This is a genomic window from Kineococcus sp. DHX-1, assembly GCF_042473625.1.
Classification (GTDB): Bacteria; Actinomycetota; Actinomycetes; order Actinomycetales; family Kineococcaceae; genus Kineococcus.
Genome location: NZ_CP170445.1, coordinates 2945645 through 2963213, shown reverse-complemented (window position 1 = coordinate 2963213; position 17569 = coordinate 2945645). Strand labels below are relative to the sequence as shown.

Here is a 17569-nt window from a genome sequence, read left to right as displayed (position 1 = left end):
CCTCCTGACAGCACCTGTTGGCCGTCGCCGCGAGCCACTGCTCCGGAGACGTCGACCGACCGGCCGCACGACGTGGCCGACGGGTCGTCCGGGTCCCACGGCGGCGCTCCACCGGAGCGCCGCGGCCCTGCCGGCAGGTGGTCGAGCTCGACCGGGCGTGGGCCGGGAGAACGTCGGAAGGCCCGGCTTGCCGCCCCACCGCACGAACGCGCTCACGGACGAGCAGACCAGCACCCCGCAGACCCCCGAGCGGCCCACCCGCCCCCGGCGCACCCGCGGCCGCCTCGCGGCCCGGCTGGCCGCACCGGCCGTCGTCGCCGTCTCGGCGTCCGTCCTCGCAGGCGCCGCCCTCACGTCGGGCCCCGCCCCCGAGGCCGAGGCCGCCGTCCCTGACCGTCTCCTGCAGGCCGCCCAGGCGGACCGCCAGCTCACGACGTCGGCCGCCTGGTTCGACCAGGTGAGCGTGCGCGCCGTCGCCGACCAGCGCGTGGCCGACGAGAAGGCGGCCGCGGAGGCCGCCGCCGCGGCCGAGGCCGCCCGGCTCGCCGAGGAGGCCCGCCAGCAGGCCGCCGCCGAGGCGACGCGCAACGCCCAGCGCGACCCCAGGAGCATCGCGCAGGTCATGGTCGCCGACCGCGGCTGGAACGACGCGCAGTTCTCCTGCCTGGACTCGCTGTGGACCAAGGAGAGCGGCTGGGACTACACCGCCGACAACCCCAGCTCCAGCGCCTACGGCATCCCGCAGGCCCTGCCGGGCAGCAAGATGAGCTCCGTCGGGGCCGACTGGGAGACCAACCCCGTCACCCAGATCACGTGGGGCCTGAACTACATCGAGAGCCGCTACGGCAACCCGTGCAGCGCCTGGTCGCACTCCAAGGCGAGCAACTGGTACTGAGCACTCCCGCCTGACGCACGAGAGCGCGTGACCCTCCAGGGGTCGCGCGCTCTCGTGCGTCCGGGCTAGTGGTCCTCGGGTCCCGTGGCGCGGCAGGGGCAACCGAAGACCCCGCAGAGGGCGCCGACGACGTCGCGGGGTTCGCGCACCGGTTCGGCGAAGGACGCCCGCAGCGTCGTCGTCCCCGACCCCACGGTCACGAGCACGTCGAGGCCGTGGCGGTCGGCCCCGACGACGGCGACCTCCCGCGTCTGCCGGGCGTCCTCCGCGGGCAGGGTGTCCAGGACCCAGCCCACGAGCGCGTCGCGGTGGTTGGCCTCCAGGTGCGCGACGAGTCCGTCCTCGTCGTCGTACAGCGGGTCGGGGGCGGCGGCGGTGAACTCCTCCTCGGGGACCAGGTGCACCCCGTCGGCCGTCGTGACGCGCACGTCGGCGACCTCGAGCCGCCACACCGAGCGGGTGCTGCCGACGTCCAGGAGCGCTCCCAGCGGGCGGACGGCCGCCGCGGTCTGGGCCACCCGGCGCTGGTCGGCCGGCAGGATCGACTCGACCCACCCCGTCACGCTGAGCCGGGCCCGCGGCAGCGCCGCCTGTCCCGGGGGCACGTCGAGGACGTCGAGGACGACCGGGACGCCGGTCCAGCGCGCGTCGGCCTCCAGGACGCGCAGGTGCGCGTGCAGGGCCGAGTCGTCGTCGACGAGGAGCAGCAGGCCGCCCCAGGCGTCGGTGAGGTGCTGCACGGCGTACGGCTGCGTGCGCGGCTCGGCGCCGCGGCGGGTGGTGGGGGCCGGGGCGAACGGGTCGAGGTGCCCGCAGGAGTGCGCCTCCCTGGGGAGGTGGAGCGTGCCGGCGACGGTGCCGACCGCGAGCGTGCGGCCCCACTGCGCCGGGGTGGGGCGCCGTGGGGCGGGGACCTGCGTGGTCGGGGGCACCGCCTCGGAGGCCGTAGGCTTGGACTCGGTGCGCTCCGGAGCCCCCGAACGTCGGGGGTCGGGTGCCGTGGCCCGGTCGATCCCCTGGATCCGGTGGTTCACAGTGCCTCCTCGGTGCGCGATCGTCCTGGCCAGTCGGGTCCACCTCGACTTTGGCTAGGCTCACCTTACGATCAGGAGAGTGGAATGAACAACGCCCGACCCAAGGTGCGCATCAGCCGCGCGCTCGGGGTGGCCCTCACGCCGAAGGCCGCCCGCTTCATGGACCGCCGTCCGTACCCCCCGGGGATGCACGGCCGCAAGCAGAAGAAGGCGTCGGACTACGCGACGCAGCTGCGTGAGAAGCAGCGTCTGCGCTACCAGTACGACGTCAGCGAGACCCAGCTGCGCCGTGCGTACGACCTCGCCAAGCGCAAGCCGGGCAAGACGGGTCAGAACCTGGTGCAGCTGCTCGAGACGCGTCTGGACGCCGTCGTGTGGCGTGCCGGCTTCGCGCGGACCATCTACCAGGCCCGCCAGATGGTCGTGCACCGCCACATCGTCGTCGACGGCCGTCGCGTCGACCGTCCGTCGTTCCGCGTCGTCCCCGGCCAGGTCGTCGAGGTCGCCCCTCGCTCCAAGGCCAAGACGCCGTTCATCGTCGCCCGCGAGGGTGGCTGGAGCGACAACGAGATCCCGGGCTGGCTGTCCGTGGAGCGCGAGGACCTCACCGCCACGGTGAACGCCCTCCCGGTCCGCGAGCAGATCCCCGTGACCTGCGACGAGCAGCTCGTCGTCGAGTACTACTCGCGCTGAGCCTGCCGCACCACCAGCACCACCAGCACCACCCGCACGACGCCACAGGGCGCCGGTTCCCGCGAGGGGGCCGGCGCCCTGTGCCGTTCCGTGCCGTTCGGAGAGCTCCTCACAGGCGGGAGGACCCGCGGTGCACGAGCGAGGCCTCGTCGAGGTCCAGCTGCTCCAGCACCTCCCGCACGGCGTCCTCGTCGAGGTCGCCGGACTCCTCGGCGGCGACGAGGGCCTGCCGCTGTGCGACGAGGACGGCCCGGCGCAGCTCCACGGCGCGCCGGGCGCGGCTCGTGCGGCCCTCGACCTCCTCGGCGTCCGCGGCCCGGTCCTGCGCGCTGCGGTCGGCGCGCGCCAGGACGGTGTCGACCCAGTGGCGTTCGGTCTCGTCGGTCGTCTCCTCGCGCGCGGCCCGCAGGACCTCGACCATGCTGTCGCGGACGAGGCGCTGGGCCTTGCGGTGCTCGGCGTCGCGCCAGGCCTCCTCACGGGTGGTGTCGAGGTCGAGGTGCCGGATGAGGGCGGGCAGCGTCGAGCCCTGCAGCAGCAGCGTGCCCACGGCGACGACGAAGGCGAGGACCTGCAGGTCGGCGCGGTGCGGGAAGTCCTCGGGCAGACCGGCCGCGGCGGCGAGGGTCACCACGCCCCGCATCCCCGTCCAGGCCAGCACGACGTCCTCGGCCGGGCTGAAGTGGCGGCCGCCGGGGGAGAACCTGCCGTGCAACAGGTTCCGCATGACGAACCCGCCGGCGACGATCCACGCGAGGCGCACCAGGACGACGGCCGCCAGCACGACGACCCCGGCGACGAGCAGCTCGACCGCACGGGCGCCGTCGGTGACGGCGTCGGCGAGCAGGAAGTGGAACTGCAGCCCGAGGTAGGCGAAGACGAAGGCCTCGAGCAGGACGTCGAGGATGTTCCAGAACTCCCGCTCCGACATGCGCGTCGCGTAGAGCGCGGCCAGGGAGTGCCGGGACAGGACGAACCCGGCCGTCACGACGGCGAGGACCCCGGACCCCTCGACGACCTCGGCGAGGCCGTAGGCCGCGAAGGGGAGCAGCACGGCGAAGGCCGTCATGAGCGAGGCCTCGGTCAGCCGGGCGCGGACCCACGCCGCGACGTGCCCCAGCGCGAACCCCGTCGCGACGCCGATCGCCGACGTCGCCAGGAAGAACAGCACGGGGTTCGACGGCAGGTGGTGGTCACCGGCGGAGTGGGTCGCCGAGGCGACGGTGACCGAGAACAGCGTCAGGGCGGCGGCGTCGTTGACGAGGCTCTCGCCCTTGAGGGTGTTCAGGACGCGCGTGGGCAGCCCGAGCCGTCCTCCGATGGCGACGGCCGTGACGGCGTCCGGCGGGGAGACGACCGCCGCCAGCACGAGCGCCATCGACAACGTGATCCACGGGATGGCCAGGCTCGCCACCAGGCCCACGACGGCCGTCGTGACGACGACGAGGACGACCCCGAGGTTGGTGATGGACCGCCAGCGGCGGACGAAGCCGGTGAGGGAGAAGTCCTGCGTCGTGGAGAACAGCAGCGGGGGCAGGACGACCGAGAGGATGACCTCCGGCGACAGCTCCACCCGCGGGACGCCGGGCACGAACGAGACGGCCGCCCCGGCGACGGCCAGCAGCAGCGGGGGCTGCCAGCCGCGCCGGGAGGCGACGATCGTCAGGGCGAGGGCGGCGAAGACGACGACGAGGAGCTGGGCGAACACCCGGCCCAGTGTCGTCGCTGCCCGTCCTGGGGGCGGGTCAGGGGTGGGTCATGGACATCACGTCCAGGGCGGTGTCGAGCTGCTCCTCGCTCACCTCGCCGCGCTCGACGAAGCCGAGGTCGACGACGGCCTCGCGCACGGTCGAGCCGGTTGCGACGGCGTGCTTGGCCACCTTGGCCGCTGCTTCGTAACCGATGACGCGGTTCAGCGGCGTCACGATCGAGGGGGAGGACTCGGCGAACCGGCGGCACGCCTCGACGTCGGCCTCGAGGCCGTCGACCGTCCGGTCGGCGAGCAGCCGCGAGGCGTTGCCGAGCAGGCGCGCGGACTCCAGGACGTTGCGGGCCATGACGGGGATCTGGACGTTGAGCTCGAAGGAGCCGCTGGCCCCGGCCCACGCGACGGTCGCGTCGTTGCCGACGACCTGCGCGCACACCATGAGCGTCGCCTCGGGGACGACGGGGTTGACCTTGCCCGGCATGATCGAGGACCCCGGCTGCAGGTCCGGCAGCCGCAGCTCGCCGAGACCGGTGCGCGGGCCGGACCCCATCCAGCGCAGGTCGTTGCAGATCTTCGTCAGGCTCACGGCGACGACCTTGAGGGCGCCGGACAGCTCGACGAGCGCGTCGCGCGCGCCCTGGGCCTCGAAGTGGTCGGCGGCCTCGGTCAGCGGCAGGCCGGTGTCCGCGGCGAGCAGCTCGATGACGCGCTGGGGGAAGCCGGGCGGGGTGTTGATGCCCGTCCCGACGGCCGTCCCGCCCAGCGGCACCTCGGCGACGCGGACGACGGTGGCCTCGACGCGCTCGATGCCGCGGGTCAGCTGCGCGGCGTAGCCGGCGAACTCCTGGCCCAGGGTCACCGGGGTGGCGTCCATGAGGTGGGTGCGGCCGGACTTCACGACGTCGGCCCACTCGGTGGCCTTGCGCTGCAGCGAGTCCCGCAGGTGCCTCAGGGCCGGGACGAGGTCGTTGACCACGGCGGAGGTCGCGGCCACGTGCACCGACGTCGGGAAGACGTCGTTGGAGGACTGCGAGGCGTTGACGTGGTCGTTGGGGTGCACGGCCGAGCCGAGGCGCTCGGTGGCCAGCGTGGCGATGACCTCGTTCGCGTTCATGTTCGAGCTCGTGCCCGAGCCGGTCTGGAAGATGTCGACGGGGAACTCCCCGTCCCAGCGACCGGTCGCCACCTCCTCGGCGGCGTCGGCGACGGCCTGGGCCAGGTCGCGCTCCAGGACGCCGAGCTCGGCGTTGGCCAGGGCGGCGGCCTTCTTGATGCGGGCGAGGGCCTCGATGTGGGCGCGCTCCAGCGGAGTGCCCGAGATCGGGAAGTTCTCCACGGCCCGCTGCGTCTGCGCGCGGTACTTCGCGGCCGCCGGGACCCTGACCTCCCCCATCGTGTCGTGCTCGATGCGGAACTGCGCCTCGCTGGGCGCGCCGGTCTGGGAGGGGGCTTCACTGGCCATGGGCCACATCCTGCCAACAGCCCCCACGGGACGGGGCACCCGGTGGTGTGGATCACGGTCCCTCAACGATCCTCCGAACGGGTCCCGCTCGGCGTGCGCCGTGTGGAGGACCGGTGTAGCTGTGGTCCACAGCAAGGTCACGAGCAAGGACGACGGAGTCGGAGGAGGGCCTGTGGCTGGCCGATGGCGGACCCGGCTGGGGATCCTGAGCGCTGCGACGGTGCTCGCGAGCGGTCTCACGGCGTGTGGCGGATCGAGCACGGCGTCGGGCACCCCGACGCTCAACTGGTACATCAACCCGGACAACGGCGGGCAGCAGAAGATCGCCCAGGAGTGCAGCGCCGCCTCGAACGGCGCCTACGACATCAAGGTCTCGATCCTGCCCAGCGACGCGGCCGCGCAGCGCGAGCAGCTCATGCGGCGCCTGGCGGGCAACGACTCCTCGATCGACCTCATGAGCCTGGACCCGGTGTTCGTGCCGGAGACCTCCGAGGCGGGGTTCCTGGCCAAGGTGCCCGCGGACCTGCAGCAGCAGTGGTCGAACGGCGTCGTCGACGGGGCCGTGCAGGGGGCCACCTGGAAGGACGAGCTGGTCGCGGCGCCGTTTTGGGCGAACACCCAGCTGCTCTGGTACCGCAAGTCGGTCGCCCAGGCCGCGGGCCTGGACATGACCAAGCCGGTGACGTGGGAGCAGGTCATCGCCGCGGCGAAGGCGCAGGGCACCGCCATCGGGGTCCAGGGACAGCGGGCGGAGTCCATGACGGTGTGGGTCAACGCGATGATCGCCTCCGCGGGGGGCAAGGTCATCGAGAACCCCGACGCCAAGGGACCGGACATCCGCCTCGGCATCGACTCCGACGCCGGCAAGGCGGCCGCGAAGGTGATGCAGGACATCACCGCCGCGGGGGTGGGCGGGCCCGGCATCGACAACCGCGACGAGGCCGCGACCGCGAACCTGTTCCAGCAGGGCGGCGCCGACTTCATGGTGAACTGGCCGTTCGTCTACGCCCAGGGCAAGTCCGCGGCCGAGGAAGGCACGATGGACAAGGCCGTCTTCGAGGACTACGGCTGGACGACCTACCCGGAGATGACGGCGGGCACGGAGTCGAAACCGCCGCTCGGCGGGATCGACATCGGGGTCAGTGCGTTCAGCGAGCACCAGGACCAGGCCTTCCAGGCGGTGTCCTGCATCATCTCCGAGAAGAACCAGGCGGCCTACATGGTCTCCGACGGGAACCCCGCCGCGCTGGAGTCGGTGTACGACGACCCGACGGTGCAGGAGGCGTACCCGATGTACGACACGATCCGGACGTCGCTGCAGGCCGCGTCGCCCCGTCCGCAGACGGCCTACTACAACGAGGTCAGCCAGGGCATCGCCGACCGGTGGCAGCCGGTCTCGTCGGTCTCGCAGGACACCCCGGCCTCCTCCCAGGAGTACATCACCGAGGTCCTCCGAGGGGAGAAGCTGCTGTGAGCTCTCAGATGGAGACGCGTTCGGCGGGGGACGTGGCCGTCTCCCGGCCGACGTCGAAGCGACGGGGGACCGACAAGGCGCGCGCCGAGGCCCGATTGGGCTGGTACCTCGCCGGGCCCGCGTTCGTCATCCTCGTGGCCGTCACGGGGTACCCGATCCTGCAGGCCCTCTACGAGTCGCTGTTCAGCTACCGGCTCACCGCGCCGGCCGACCGCGAGTTCGTCGGACTGAAGAACTACGGGGTCATCCTCACCGACAGCCTGTGGTGGGGGGCGCTGGGGAACACGGCGCTCATCACCGTCGTCACCGTCGCGGTCGAACTCGTCATCGGGTTCGCGCTGGCCATGGTGATGCACAAGGTGCTGGGGTGGCTGCGGCCCATCGTCCGCACGGCGATCCTCATCCCGTACGCCATCATCACGGTCGTCTCGGCCTACGCCTGGCAGTACGCCTTCGGCCTGACGACCGGGTTCATGAACAGCCTGCTCGGGCTCGGCGACTTCGACTGGTTCGCCAACAAGTGGTCGGCGCTGTTCGTCATCTGCCTCTCGGAGATCTGGAAGACGACGCCGTTCATCTCGCTGCTGTTGCTGGCCGGTCTGGCGCAGGTCCCCGCGGACATGACCGAGGCCGCCAAGGTCGACGGGGCCACGGCGTGGGAGCGGCTGTGGAAGGTCACGCTGCCGAACATGAAGGCGTCCATCATGGTCGCCCTGCTGTTCCGCGCCCTCGACGCGTTCCGCATCTTCGACAACGTCTACATCATGACCAACGGCGCGGCGGACACGCAGACCGTCTCGTCGCTGGCCTACAACCAGACGATCAGCCGGCTGGAGATCGGGCTGGGCTCGGCGGTGTCGGTCCTGCTCTTCGTCTGCGTCCTGCTGATCTGCTTCATCGCCATCAAGGTGTTCAAGGTCGACCTGGCCCGAGCGAGGGGTGAAGGCTGATGGGCGCGATGACGCGCAAGGAGAAGGCGCTCTGGTACGTGGGGGCCCTGGTCATCGTGCTGTACGCGGTGGTCCCGGTCGCCTACATCATCTCCATGAGCTTCAAGTCCGAGGCGGCGCTGTCGGACAAGCAGTTCTTCCCGTCGCAGTGGACGTGGGCGAACTACGACGGGATCTTCCGGGGCAACGGGTCGGACCTGTTCCTGCCGGCCCTGCGGAACTCGATCATCACCTGCCTGGTGGCGACGCTCATCGCCGTGGTGCTCTCGATGTTCGCCGCCTACGCCATCGCGCGGCTGAACTTCCCCGGCAAGCGCGTGGTCCTCACCAGCGCCCTGGCCGTGGCGGTGTTCCCCGTCATCACGATGGTGACGCCGCTGTTCAACCTGTGGCGGCAGATCGGGCTCTACGACACGATCCCCGGTCTCATCATCCCGTACCTGGCCCTCACGCTGCCGATCTCGATCTGGACGATGTCGGCGTTCTTCCGCGGCATCCCGTGGGACATGGAACAGGCCGCGCAGGTGGACGGCGCGACCAGCTGGCAGGCGTTCCGCAAGGTCATCGTCCCGCTCGCCGCGCCCGGGGTGTTCACCACCGCGATCATCGCGTTCTTCATCGCCTGGAACGACTTCGTCTTCGGCATCTCGCTGACGTCGACGTCGGCCGCGCAGCCGGTCCCGGCGGCGCTGTCGAGCTTCACCGGGTCCAGCTACTTCGTCCAGCCGACGGGGGCCATCTCGGCCGCCGCCGTCATCGTCACCATCCCCGTCGTGGTCCTGGCGCTGGTGTTCCAGCGCCGCATCGTCGCGGGTCTCACCAACGGCGCGGTCAAGGGCTGACGCAGGAAAGGGTTGACCAGACATGGCTCGCATCGAACTCAAGAACATCGTCAAGAAGTACGGCGACGGCTTCCCGGCCGTGAACGACGTCAGCCTGGACATCGCCGACGGCGAGTTCGTCATCCTCGTCGGCCCCTCGGGCTGCGGGAAGTCGACGCTGCTGCGGATGATCGTCGGGCTGGAGGACATCACCGACGGCGACCTGCTCATCGACGGCAAGCGCGTCAACGACCTCGCCCCGCGCGACCGCGACCTGGCGATGGTGTTCCAGAACTACGCGCTCTACCCCCACCTGACGGTGGGGGAGAACATCGCCTTCCCGCTGCGGCTGAACCACTCCAAGGTGCCCGAGAGCGAGATCCGCGAACGCGTCCAGCGCGCGGCCGACATGCTCGAGCTGCACGAGCACCTCGACCGCAAGCCGGCGAACCTGTCCGGCGGCCAGCGCCAGCGCGTGGCCATGGGCCGCGCGATCGTCCGCGACGCCAAGGCGTTCCTCTTCGACGAGCCGCTGTCCAACCTCGACGCCAAGCTGCGCGGTCAGATGCGCACCGAGATCGCGCGCATGCAGCGGTCGCTCGCGACGACGACGGTCTACGTCACGCACGACCAGACCGAGGCCATGACGCTCGGGGACCGCGTCGCCGTCCTGCGCAAGGGCGTCCTGCAGCAGGTGGCGAGCCCGCGCGAGCTGTACGAACAGCCGGTCAACCTCTTCGTCGCCGGGTTCATCGGCTCCCCGCCCATGAACTTCCTCCCGGCGCGCGTCTCGGGGACGACGCTGCAGCTGCCGTTCGGCGAGGTCCCGCGCCCGGAGCAGGTGGACGGGTCCTACGAGGGCAAGCTGCTCATCGTCGGTGTGCGCCCGGAGCACTTCGACGACGCGGAGGTCACCGACGCGCCCGAAGGCGCCGCCACGTTCCAGGCGGACGTCGACGTCACGGAGTGGCTGGGCAACGAGCTGTACGCCTACATCCCCTTCGAGGCCGCCGAGGAGACGAAGCAGCAGCTCGCCGAGCTCGACCGCGAGCTCGACGGGGAGAGCCTGCGCTCCCAGCTCGTCGTCACGCTCGACGCCATGAGCGGTGTGCGCGACGGCGACCGGGCGACGCTGTGGTTCGACCCGAAGCGGATGCACGTCTTCGACCCCACGACGGGCGTGAACCTCACGCGCGACGAGGACAAGGCGAAGAAGATCGGCGAGCAGTCCGAGGCGCTGCGCAAGCGGTCCCTCGAGCGGGCCCAGGGCAGCGCAGGCCGCACGCCCGCCCACGCCGCCTCCTGAGGCTCGCAGCTTGGACCTCGTTGACGCAGCCGGCTCGCTCTACGAGCCGGCTGCGTCAACGATCCCACCCCCGGAGGGCCGCGTGGATCCGCTGCGTAGACGGTTCGTGACGCTGCGTCGACGGCGCGGCGGCGAGTGGGGGAGCGTCCGCGGTCCTGTCCGACGTCCCGGTTAACGTACGCGCACGAGTCCTCCACACGGGTCGGCTCGGCGGTGCGAGCGGGCGGAGGTGGGCGGTGACGGACCTCGTCGTGCCCGCCGCCGACGCCTCCGACGTCCCGCCCGGCGCGACGACCTCCGCCCCCTCCGACGCGGGGCTGGCGCTGGTCCACGACCCGGCCCACGGGCTGACGGTGACGGTCCGCCGCCACCTCGACAAGGCCCCCGTGCCCGAGTGGCGCGCCCTGGCCCAGCAGGGGGGCCACCCCCCGTTCACCGGGCCGGACTGGCTGCGTGCCGTGCACGCCCACGTCGGCCGGGGCGAGCCGCTGCTGGTCAGCGTCCGCCGGGACGGCCGACTCCTCGCCTTCGGCGCGTTCGCGCTGCTGGGCGGCCCACGGCCGCTGCTCACCTTCCTCGGTGCGGGGGGCAGTGACTACGCGGCCGTCCTCACCGACCCGGACGCCGACGTCCCGGCCGTCCGGCTCGTCGCAGCCGTCCTCGACGGCGCCGTGCGCGAGGCCCCGGGCGCGTTCCTCGACCTCGAGCAGGTGCCGGCGCAGGGGGAGCAGGCCGAGCACGTCGCCGCCTGGGCCCGGTTGCGCGGGTACGCCCTGCGCACGCTGCCGCAGGCCACCGTCCACTCCGTCGCCCTGCCCGCGACGGTCGAGGAGTACGACGCCTCCCTCGGCCGGCACACCCGCCACGAGGAGCGCCGGCAGTGGCGGCGCCTGGCCGAGTCGGGCGAGCTGGCCGTCGCCGACGACCTCCTCGAGCCCGTCACGGTGCTGCGCCCGCACGACCCGGAGGCCGCGGCCGACCGGCTGGAGGAGCTCGTCACCGAGCTGGCGGAGGTCGACGACGCCCACCCGCACGCCGAGCGCCGCCGCCGGCCCTGGCGCGGCGCCTCGGGCCGCACGCTCACCGAGGTCCTGTGGACGTCCCCACCGGGGACGGTCCAGCTGTCCGGGCTGCGCGTGGACGGCGAGCTCGTGGCCTACGCGTTCTGCCTGGCCGGTCCCGTCGCGCTGCACGGCTACGTCCAGAGCTACCGCTCGCGGTACGCGACCACGGGGCCGGGCACGCTGCTGCTGCTACGGCTGTGCCGCCGGGCGGTGCTGACCGGGTACCGCGAGCTGGACCTGCTGCGCGGGGACGAGGCGTACAAGCGGCGCCTGCACCCGGTCGCGCACCAGACCGTGCGGCTGGTGCTCACGCCCTCGGGGCGGGACGCGCTGCCGGCGCTGGCCGACCGGTTCGCGCTGCTGCGCCGCACCTACCGCGACGAGGTCCGCCGCTCCGAGCGGCTGGACCGGTCGTGGACGGTGCTGGCGGGCGCGCTGGAGCGGGCCCGCGACGAGGTCGTCCGGCGGCGCCCGGCCCTCCCCGCCCTACCGGCCCCACGCCTGCCGCGGGGACGACGGCGCCGCTGACGGTGCGCCCACCGGGGTGCGCCGGTGCGCCCGCAGCAGGAAGACGAACAGGACGACGAGCCCGACGACGGCCACGACGAGGTGGACGAGGTCGCTGCTCGAGGAGTCCCACGTCGCGTGCAGCACGACGGCCAGCAGGTACGTGCCGACGAACGCCCACACGGCCCGTCCCCGGCGCCGGGCCGAGGGGATGCGCCAGAGCATCGCCACGGTCATGCCCGTCCAGGCGATGTGGCAGGCGGGGGAGAGCAGGCCGCGCAGCAGCAGCTCCTGGTCGACCGCGGCGATGCTGCGCGCCCGCAGCAGCTCCTGGAAGCCGTAGCCCATCGTCTCCAGCGTCGCGAACCCCATGCCCGAGGCGACCCCCACGACGACACCCCCGCGCGGATCGCGCGGGCGCAGCACCAGGAAGACGGCGAGGGGGACGACGAGCTTGGCGAACTCCTCGATGAGCCCCACGAACAGCATCGGGACGGTGCCCAGCGTCCGCAGCGTGTCGAACTCCAGCGTCCCGGCCGTCACCGTGCCGACCACCCCGCCGGCGATCGCCACGGTGGCCACGAGCCAGCCGCGCACGGCCGGGCCGCGGCCACCCGTCTCGGCGAAGGCCAGGACGCTCACGGGGACGGTGATGGCCCCCAGGAGCAGCAGCGAGGGGAAGAAGTTGAGGTTCTCCGTGCGCACCATCACGCGCAGGACGACGACGTAGGCGAGCACGCCGGCGACGAGCACCCCCAGCCACGCGAGTCGGGCCAGCCGGCCGGTGCGGGGGGACCGGGAGGACGCTGTCGGGACGTGATCGTGGGCCACGCCCGACAGCGTGGCCGAGCTAGGCCCGGGCCGCCAGTTCCGCGCGCGTGGGCGGGTTCGCCCCGGCCCGCGAGCACGTGATCGACGCCGAGGCGATGGCCGTGCGCACGAGGGACTCCAACGTCCCCAGCCCGAGGTGCCGCAGCCGCGGCAGCGCGTCGCCCCCGAGGAGGTCGTGCTCGGCGAGGGCGTGCAGCAGCCCCGACATGAACGCGTCCCCCGCCCCGACGGTGTCGACGACGTCGACGCGCGGGGCCGGGACGTGCAGCGTGCCGGCACCGGAGACCGCGACGGCGCCCGCGCTGCCGCGCGTCACCACGACGAGCGCGGGGCCGCACCCCTGCCAGCGGTGCGCGACGTCCTCGACGTCCTGGCCCGGGAGCAGCCACTCGAGGTCCTCGTCGGAGGCCTTGACGACGTCCGCGGCGGCGACGAACTCCTCGACGCGCGCCAGCGCCTGGTCGCGGGAGTCGAAGAAGGCCGGTCGCACGTTGGGGTCGTAGCTGGTCGTGGCCCGCCCCCGCACCGAGCGCAGCAGCTCCAGGGCCGTCGTGGCCCCCGGATCCACGGCCGCGCCGATGGACCCGGTGTGCAGCAGGGCGAGGTCCTGCGGCAGCGAGGTCTCCGGCACCCGCCAGACGAGGTCGAAGTCGTAGGAGGCCTTGCCCTCGGCGTCGACCTCGGCGCGCGCGACGGCGGTCCGGTCGCCGTCGACGGCCCCCGGCAGCAACCGCACCCCGGCCCCCGCGAGGTGGCCGGTCAGCAGGCGGCCGTGGGCGTCGTCGCCGAGCCGCGTGAGCAGCGCGACGTCGTGCTCGAGCCGGCCCAGGCCGTAAGCGACGTTGAGCGGGGAGCCGCCGGGGTGCTCGGCGCTGGTGTCCCCACCGGCGCGGTGCACGACGTCGACGAGGGCCTCGCCGACGACGACGGTCGGGCGGGAGGGGGCAGGTCCCGCCATCAGCGCGGACCGGTGAAGTCGACGGCGGAGTACGCCTGCAGCTTGGACAACCGGTGCTCGCTCTCGACCTTGCGGATGGTGCCGGACTTGCTGCGCATGACGATGCTCGACGTCGAGATCGTGTCGCCGCGGTAACGCACGCCGTCGACGAGCTCGCCGTCGGTGATGCCCGTCACGACGAAGTAGACGTTGTCGCTGGCCACGAGGGTGGAGGTGTCCAGGACGGCGTCGAGGTCGTGCCCGGCGTCGATCGCCTTCTGCTTCTCCTCGTCGTCGCGCGGCCACAACCGGCCCTGGACAGCGCCGCCGAGGCAGTGCATCGCGCAGGCCGTGATGATCCCCTCGGGCGTGCCGCCCACGCCCAGCAGCAGGTCGACGCCCGTGCCCTCGCGGGCGGCCATCACGGCACCGGCGACGTCGCCGTCGGAGATGAACTTGATGCGCGCCCCGGCGTCGCGGACCTCCTCGGCCAGCTTCGCGTGCCGCGGGCGGTCCAGGATGCAGACCGTCACGTCCTCGACCCAGCGCTTCTTCGCGCGGGCCAGGCGCCGGATGTTCTCCCGCACCGGCAGGCGGATGTCGACGACGTCCGCGGCCTCGGGACCGACGGCCAGCTTGTCCATGTAGAACACGGCGCTCGGGTCGTACATCGTGCCGCGCTCGGCCACGGCCAGGACGGCCACCGCGTTCGGCATGCCGCGGGCGGTCAGCGTCGTGCCGTCGATGGGGTCGACGGCCACGTCGCACTCGGCGCCGCTGCCGTCCCCGACGCGTTCGCCGTTGTAGAGCATCGGGGCGTTGTCCTTCTCGCCCTCACCGATGACGACGGTCCCGTTCATCGAGACGGTGCCGATGAGGGTGCGCATGGCGTTGACGGCGGCACCGTCGGCCTTGTTCTTGTCCCCGCGCCCGACCCACCGGCCGCCGGCCATGGCGGCGGCCTCGGTGACGCGCACGAGCTCCATCGCGAGGTTGCGGTCGGGGGCCTCGTCGGCGACGACGAGGGAGGGCGGGAGCGTGGTCTGGTGGGACGGGGTGTGAGCCATGGGCGGGACCTCCTGGGCGACGTGGATCTGCTGGTCGGCGCTGCGGGATCCGGTGCCCCCGGGCGGGCGGCCGGCGACGCTCGTCGTCGGCTGCCGACTCTATCCGTCACCATGGGGGCGTGAGCACGACCGGTCGCCCCTCCGACAGCCCGTCCGTCGCACCGGGGGAGGACCCCCGCGGGGTCCCGCGGCAGCGGCACTCCGGCGGCAACGTCCGGTCGATGGTCCTCTCGATGGCGGTGATCCTCGGGATGGTCCTCGTCGTCGTGTGGCTCATCCCGCGGCCGAACGCCATCGAGCAGCCCGCGGTGGACGTGTCCAACGCCGCGCAGGGCGCCGCCTCCCAGCTGCCGTTCGCGCCCGTCGTCCCCGACGGCCCCGAGGGGTGGACCGCGACGTCGGCCAACGTCAACCGTTCCACCGACGGTGTCGTGACGTGGCACATCGGCTACCGCACGGACGGCGGGAAGTACCTGGCCCTGGAGACCGCTCGGGACACGACGCGCACCTGGCTGCGCGCCCAGACGCAGAGCGGGGACGCCCAGGGCGAGCAGACGATCGGCGGGGAGGTCTGGCAGCGGTACCTGCAGCCCGACCGCGAGCGCTACAGCCTCGTGCGCACGCAGGACGGCCAGACGCTGCTGGTGACGGGGGAGGGCGGCTACGCGGTGCTGACCGAGCTCGTCGAGGCCGCCGAGGCCGGCTGGACCAATTCCGGGACGCCCTGGGGCGTGCGCTCCTAGGACCCGGTACCGAGACCGGCGCCACCAGGTCGCCGCCGGGCCCCCGAGTGGTGCGTTCCGACCCACTCCGGGTCCCGAACGGGTTGCAACGCACCACTTCCGCGTGCGGCACGTTCCCGGGGTCGCCTCTCCAGCACTCTGGTCGCATGACCGGGCGGCCGAGGTGGCGGGCGACGAACCGTCGACAGTCGAAGACCTTCGCCCTCCTGTGGGGCGTCCTCGCGATCGTCTGGTGGCTCCTGCTCGCGTCCGGTGGGAACGCGTGGTGGCAGTACGTGACGGGGGCCGCGTGGACGGCCATGGCCATCGGCCACGGCATCTCGTGGCGCCTGTGGCGGCCGGAGTGGGACAGCTCGGGGAGTTGGACCAGCGGTCGGAACCGCTGAGGTCGCGCGACCACCCGGGCTCGATCGCCGACGAACGGGTCAGCGTGACGAGCCCCGGCCGGTCCTGACGAGCCGGCGCCCCGGGGCCCGCTGCCGTCCACCGTGGCGTCGACCGGCAAGAGTGCCGACCACTGCCGCATCCCGCGGCGACGGGTGCGACGCCGGGACACCTACTCCTCGTCGGCGTCGCTGCCGCGGGCCGCGTCCAGGCGCTCGCGGGCGCCGTCGAGCCAGTGCTGGCAGCGGTCGGCCAGCGCCTCCCCGCGCTCCCACAGCGCCAGCGCCTCCTCCAGCCCGGTCCCGCCCGTCTCCAGGCGCCGCACGACGTCGACGAGCTCGTCGCGGGCCTGCTCGTAGCTCAGCTGGTCGGGGGCGGTGGTGTCGTCGGGCACCCCGGGAGGTTACCCAGGGCGGCGACGGTCACCCGGCCGTGGCCGCGACCTCACCGTCGGCCAGCCGCAGGCGCAGCGCGGTACCGGCGGGCGCGTCCTGCGGTTCCCGGACGAGGCTGCCGTCCGCCCGCTGCACCACCGCGTAGCCGCGCAGCAGCGTCGAGCGCGGGGACAGGGCCCGCACGCTCGTGCGCAGGTGCTCCACGTCCACCGCGGCCCGGTCCAGGCGCCCCGACAGGGCCCGGCGGGCCCGCTCGCGCAGGCCGTCGACCTCCGCCGCCCGCGTGTCGAGCAGGACGTGCGGGGCGGCCAGCACCGGCCGGCTGCGCAGTGAGACCAGCGTGTGCTCCTCGCGTTCGACCCGGCCGCTGACGGCCCGGCGCGCCCGCGACCGCAGCTGGCGCACCCCGGCCAGCTCCTCCACGACGTCGGGGACGACGAGGCGGGCCGCGTCGGTCGGCGTCGAGGCGCGCACGTCGGCGACGAGGTCGACCAGCGGGGAGTCGACCTCGTGCCCGATGGCCGAGACCACCGGGGTGCGGGCCGCGGCCACCGCGCGCACGAGGGCCTCGTTGCTGAACGGCAGCAGGTCCTCGACGCTGCCGCCGCCGCGGGCCAGCACGACGACGTCGACGGTCGGGTCGGCGTCGAGCTCGGCGAGCGCGGCGACCACCTCGGTGACGGCGTTGGGCCCCTGGACGGCCACCTCGCGGACCTCGAAGCGCACCGCGGGCCAGCGCAGCCGCGCGTTCTCCACCACGTCCCGCTCGGCGGCCGAGGCCCGGCCGCAGACGAGGCCGACCGTGCGCGGCAGGAAGGGCAGCGGCCGCTTGCGGCCGGCGTCGAACAGGCCCTCGCTGCGCAGCACCCGCTTCAGGTGCTCCAGGCGCGCCAGCAGCTCGCCGACGCCGACGGGTCGCACGTCGTCGGCGGCCAGGCTCAGCGAGCCGCGCTTGGCGAAGAACTCCGGCCGGGCGTGGACGACGACGCGGGTGCCGTGTGCCAGACCGTCCGGGAGGGCGTCGCGCAACCGTCCGAGCACACGGCGGGCGATCGTCACCGGCAGGGACATGTCGGTGTCGGCGTCGCGCAGCGTCACGAAGACGACGGAGGAACCGGGCCGGTCGGAGACCTGCACGACCTGGCCCTCGACCCACGTCCAGGGCATCTTGGCGATGTAGGCGTCCATCTTGGCGGCGAGCAGCCGCACGGGCCACGGGTTCTCGGCGGTCGTCTCCCCGGCGGTGCTGGGGCGGCGCGGCGGCGGGTCGGCGGGCACCGGGCCATCCTCCCCGGCCC

At 73.2% G+C, this 17569-nt stretch carries 17 protein-coding genes; 9 read left to right on the top strand and 8 right to left on the bottom strand.

The window, feature by feature from the left end; translation table 11 throughout:
• The first annotated feature begins 187 nt into the window (after positions 1 to 187).
• On the top strand, positions 188 to 895 hold the full coding sequence (locus ACFEMC_RS14235; RefSeq protein WP_380170237.1) for a hypothetical protein: 708 nt from the start codon (positions 188 to 190) through the stop codon (positions 893 to 895).
• A gap of 65 nt (positions 896 to 960) precedes the next feature.
• Here ACFEMC_RS14235 and ACFEMC_RS14230 read toward each other — a convergent pair whose 3' ends face one another.
• Positions 961 to 1827: a DUF2470 domain-containing protein gene (locus tag ACFEMC_RS14230; RefSeq protein WP_380170236.1), complete on the bottom strand. Its 867-nt coding sequence runs from the start codon at positions 1825 to 1827 to the stop codon at positions 961 to 963.
• 186 nt (positions 1828 to 2013) lie between these two features.
• Between ACFEMC_RS14230 and rpsD the strand changes: the two genes are divergently transcribed.
• Entirely contained in the window at positions 2014 to 2622 is a 609-nt protein-coding gene (rpsD, locus tag ACFEMC_RS14225; protein ID WP_367639959.1) for a 30S ribosomal protein S4, read from the top strand.
• A gap of 109 nt (positions 2623 to 2731) precedes the next feature.
• Here the strand turns inward: rpsD and ACFEMC_RS14220 are convergent, their stop codons facing one another.
• Both ACFEMC_RS14220 and ACFEMC_RS14215 read right to left on the bottom strand, forming a co-directional pair.
• Positions 2732 to 4330, bottom strand: a complete 1599-nt coding sequence (locus ACFEMC_RS14220; protein ID WP_380170235.1) for a cation:proton antiporter — start codon at positions 4328 to 4330, stop codon at positions 2732 to 2734.
• A 37-nt stretch (positions 4331 to 4367) separates the two neighbouring features.
• Complete coding sequence (locus ACFEMC_RS14215; RefSeq protein WP_380170234.1) at positions 4368 to 5792, bottom strand: class II fumarate hydratase; 1425 nt, start codon at positions 5790 to 5792, stop codon at positions 4368 to 4370.
• Positions 5793 to 5964: 172 nt separating this feature from the next.
• Between ACFEMC_RS14215 and ACFEMC_RS14210 the strand changes: the two genes are divergently transcribed.
• The 5 genes from ACFEMC_RS14210 (at position 5965) to ACFEMC_RS14190 (ending at position 11935) form a co-directional block, all read left to right on the top strand.
• On the top strand, positions 5965 to 7266 hold the full coding sequence (locus ACFEMC_RS14210; RefSeq protein WP_380170233.1) for an extracellular solute-binding protein: 1302 nt from the start codon (positions 5965 to 5967) through the stop codon (positions 7264 to 7266).
• A gap of 8 nt (positions 7267 to 7274) precedes the next feature.
• Complete coding sequence (locus ACFEMC_RS14205; protein ID WP_380176791.1) at positions 7275 to 8216, top strand: carbohydrate ABC transporter permease; 942 nt, start codon at positions 7275 to 7277, stop codon at positions 8214 to 8216.
• Between the two features lie 8 nt (positions 8217 to 8224).
• Entirely contained in the window at positions 8225 to 9058 is an 834-nt protein-coding gene (locus tag ACFEMC_RS14200; protein WP_380176789.1) for a carbohydrate ABC transporter permease, read from the top strand.
• A 22-nt stretch (positions 9059 to 9080) separates the two neighbouring features.
• Complete coding sequence (locus ACFEMC_RS14195; protein ID WP_380170232.1) at positions 9081 to 10343, top strand: ABC transporter ATP-binding protein; 1263 nt, start codon at positions 9081 to 9083, stop codon at positions 10341 to 10343.
• Positions 10344 to 10579: 236 nt separating this feature from the next.
• The gene (locus tag ACFEMC_RS14190) at positions 10580 to 11935 is read left to right on the top strand and encodes a GNAT family N-acetyltransferase (RefSeq protein ID WP_380170231.1); all 1356 of its coding nucleotides are present in this window, start codon (positions 10580 to 10582) and stop codon (positions 11933 to 11935) included.
• Here the strand turns inward: ACFEMC_RS14190 and ACFEMC_RS14185 are convergent.
• Genes ACFEMC_RS14185 through glpX form a run of 3 tightly spaced genes read right to left on the bottom strand, consistent with a single transcriptional unit; the run spans position 11894 to position 14749 of the window.
• On the bottom strand, positions 11894 to 12745 hold the full coding sequence (locus tag ACFEMC_RS14185; protein ID WP_380170230.1) for a PrsW family intramembrane metalloprotease: 852 nt from the start codon (positions 12743 to 12745) through the stop codon (positions 11894 to 11896). The genes ACFEMC_RS14190 and ACFEMC_RS14185 overlap by 42 nt on opposite strands.
• Positions 12746 to 12764: 19 nt before the next feature.
• The gene (locus ACFEMC_RS14180) at positions 12765 to 13703 is read right to left on the bottom strand and encodes a carbohydrate kinase (protein WP_380170229.1); all 939 of its coding nucleotides are present in this window, start codon (positions 13701 to 13703) and stop codon (positions 12765 to 12767) included.
• Positions 13703 to 14749, bottom strand: coding sequence for a class II fructose-bisphosphatase (gene glpX, locus ACFEMC_RS14175; RefSeq protein ID WP_380170228.1), 1047 nt, complete (start codon positions 14747 to 14749; stop codon positions 13703 to 13705). Before glpX ends, ACFEMC_RS14180 begins: the two co-directional genes overlap by 1 nt.
• 119 nt (positions 14750 to 14868) lie before the next feature.
• On the opposite strand from glpX, the gene ACFEMC_RS14170 reads away from it, so the two are divergent.
• Positions 14869 to 15492 (top strand): DUF4245 domain-containing protein, encoded by a 624-nt coding sequence (locus ACFEMC_RS14170; protein ID WP_380170227.1) that lies wholly within the window; start codon positions 14869 to 14871, stop codon positions 15490 to 15492.
• A 146-nt stretch (positions 15493 to 15638) separates the two neighbouring features.
• The gene (locus ACFEMC_RS14165; RefSeq protein ID WP_380170226.1) at positions 15639 to 15878 is read left to right on the top strand and encodes a hypothetical protein; all 240 of its coding nucleotides are present in this window, start codon (positions 15639 to 15641) and stop codon (positions 15876 to 15878) included.
• A 170-nt stretch (positions 15879 to 16048) separates the two neighbouring features.
• Here the strand turns inward: ACFEMC_RS14165 and ACFEMC_RS14160 are convergent, their stop codons facing one another.
• Positions 16049 to 16270: an exodeoxyribonuclease VII small subunit gene (locus ACFEMC_RS14160; protein WP_380170225.1), complete on the bottom strand. Its 222-nt coding sequence runs from the start codon at positions 16268 to 16270 to the stop codon at positions 16049 to 16051.
• Between the two features lie 28 nt (positions 16271 to 16298).
• A complete protein-coding gene (gene xseA / locus ACFEMC_RS14155) occupies positions 16299 to 17549 on the bottom strand; it encodes an exodeoxyribonuclease VII large subunit (RefSeq protein ID WP_380170224.1) in 1251 nt (416 codons plus the stop codon).
• Positions 17550 to 17569 lie beyond the last annotated feature (20 nt).

Bases quoted from the DNA above. Each gene is read 5' to 3' on its own strand.
- rpsD (WP_367639959.1), top strand. From the start codon at position 2,014: ATGAACAACGCCCGACCCAAGGTGCGCATCAGCCGCGCGCTCGGGGTG.
- ACFEMC_RS14215 (WP_380170234.1), bottom strand. From the start codon at position 5,792: ATGGCCAGTGAAGCCCCCTCCCAGACCGGCGCGCCCAGCGAGGCGCAG.
- ACFEMC_RS14205 (WP_380176791.1), top strand. From the start codon at position 7,275: ATGGAGACGCGTTCGGCGGGGGACGTGGCCGTCTCCCGGCCGACGTCG.
- ACFEMC_RS14200 (WP_380176789.1), top strand. From the start codon at position 8,225: ATGACGCGCAAGGAGAAGGCGCTCTGGTACGTGGGGGCCCTGGTCATC.
- ACFEMC_RS14195 (WP_380170232.1), top strand. From the start codon at position 9,081: ATGGCTCGCATCGAACTCAAGAACATCGTCAAGAAGTACGGCGACGGC.
- ACFEMC_RS14180 (WP_380170229.1), bottom strand. From the start codon at position 13,703: ATGGCGGGACCTGCCCCCTCCCGCCCGACCGTCGTCGTCGGCGAGGCC.
- glpX (WP_380170228.1), bottom strand. From the start codon at position 14,749: ATGGCTCACACCCCGTCCCACCAGACCACGCTCCCGCCCTCCCTCGTC.
- ACFEMC_RS14165 (WP_380170226.1), top strand. From the start codon at position 15,639: ATGACCGGGCGGCCGAGGTGGCGGGCGACGAACCGTCGACAGTCGAAG.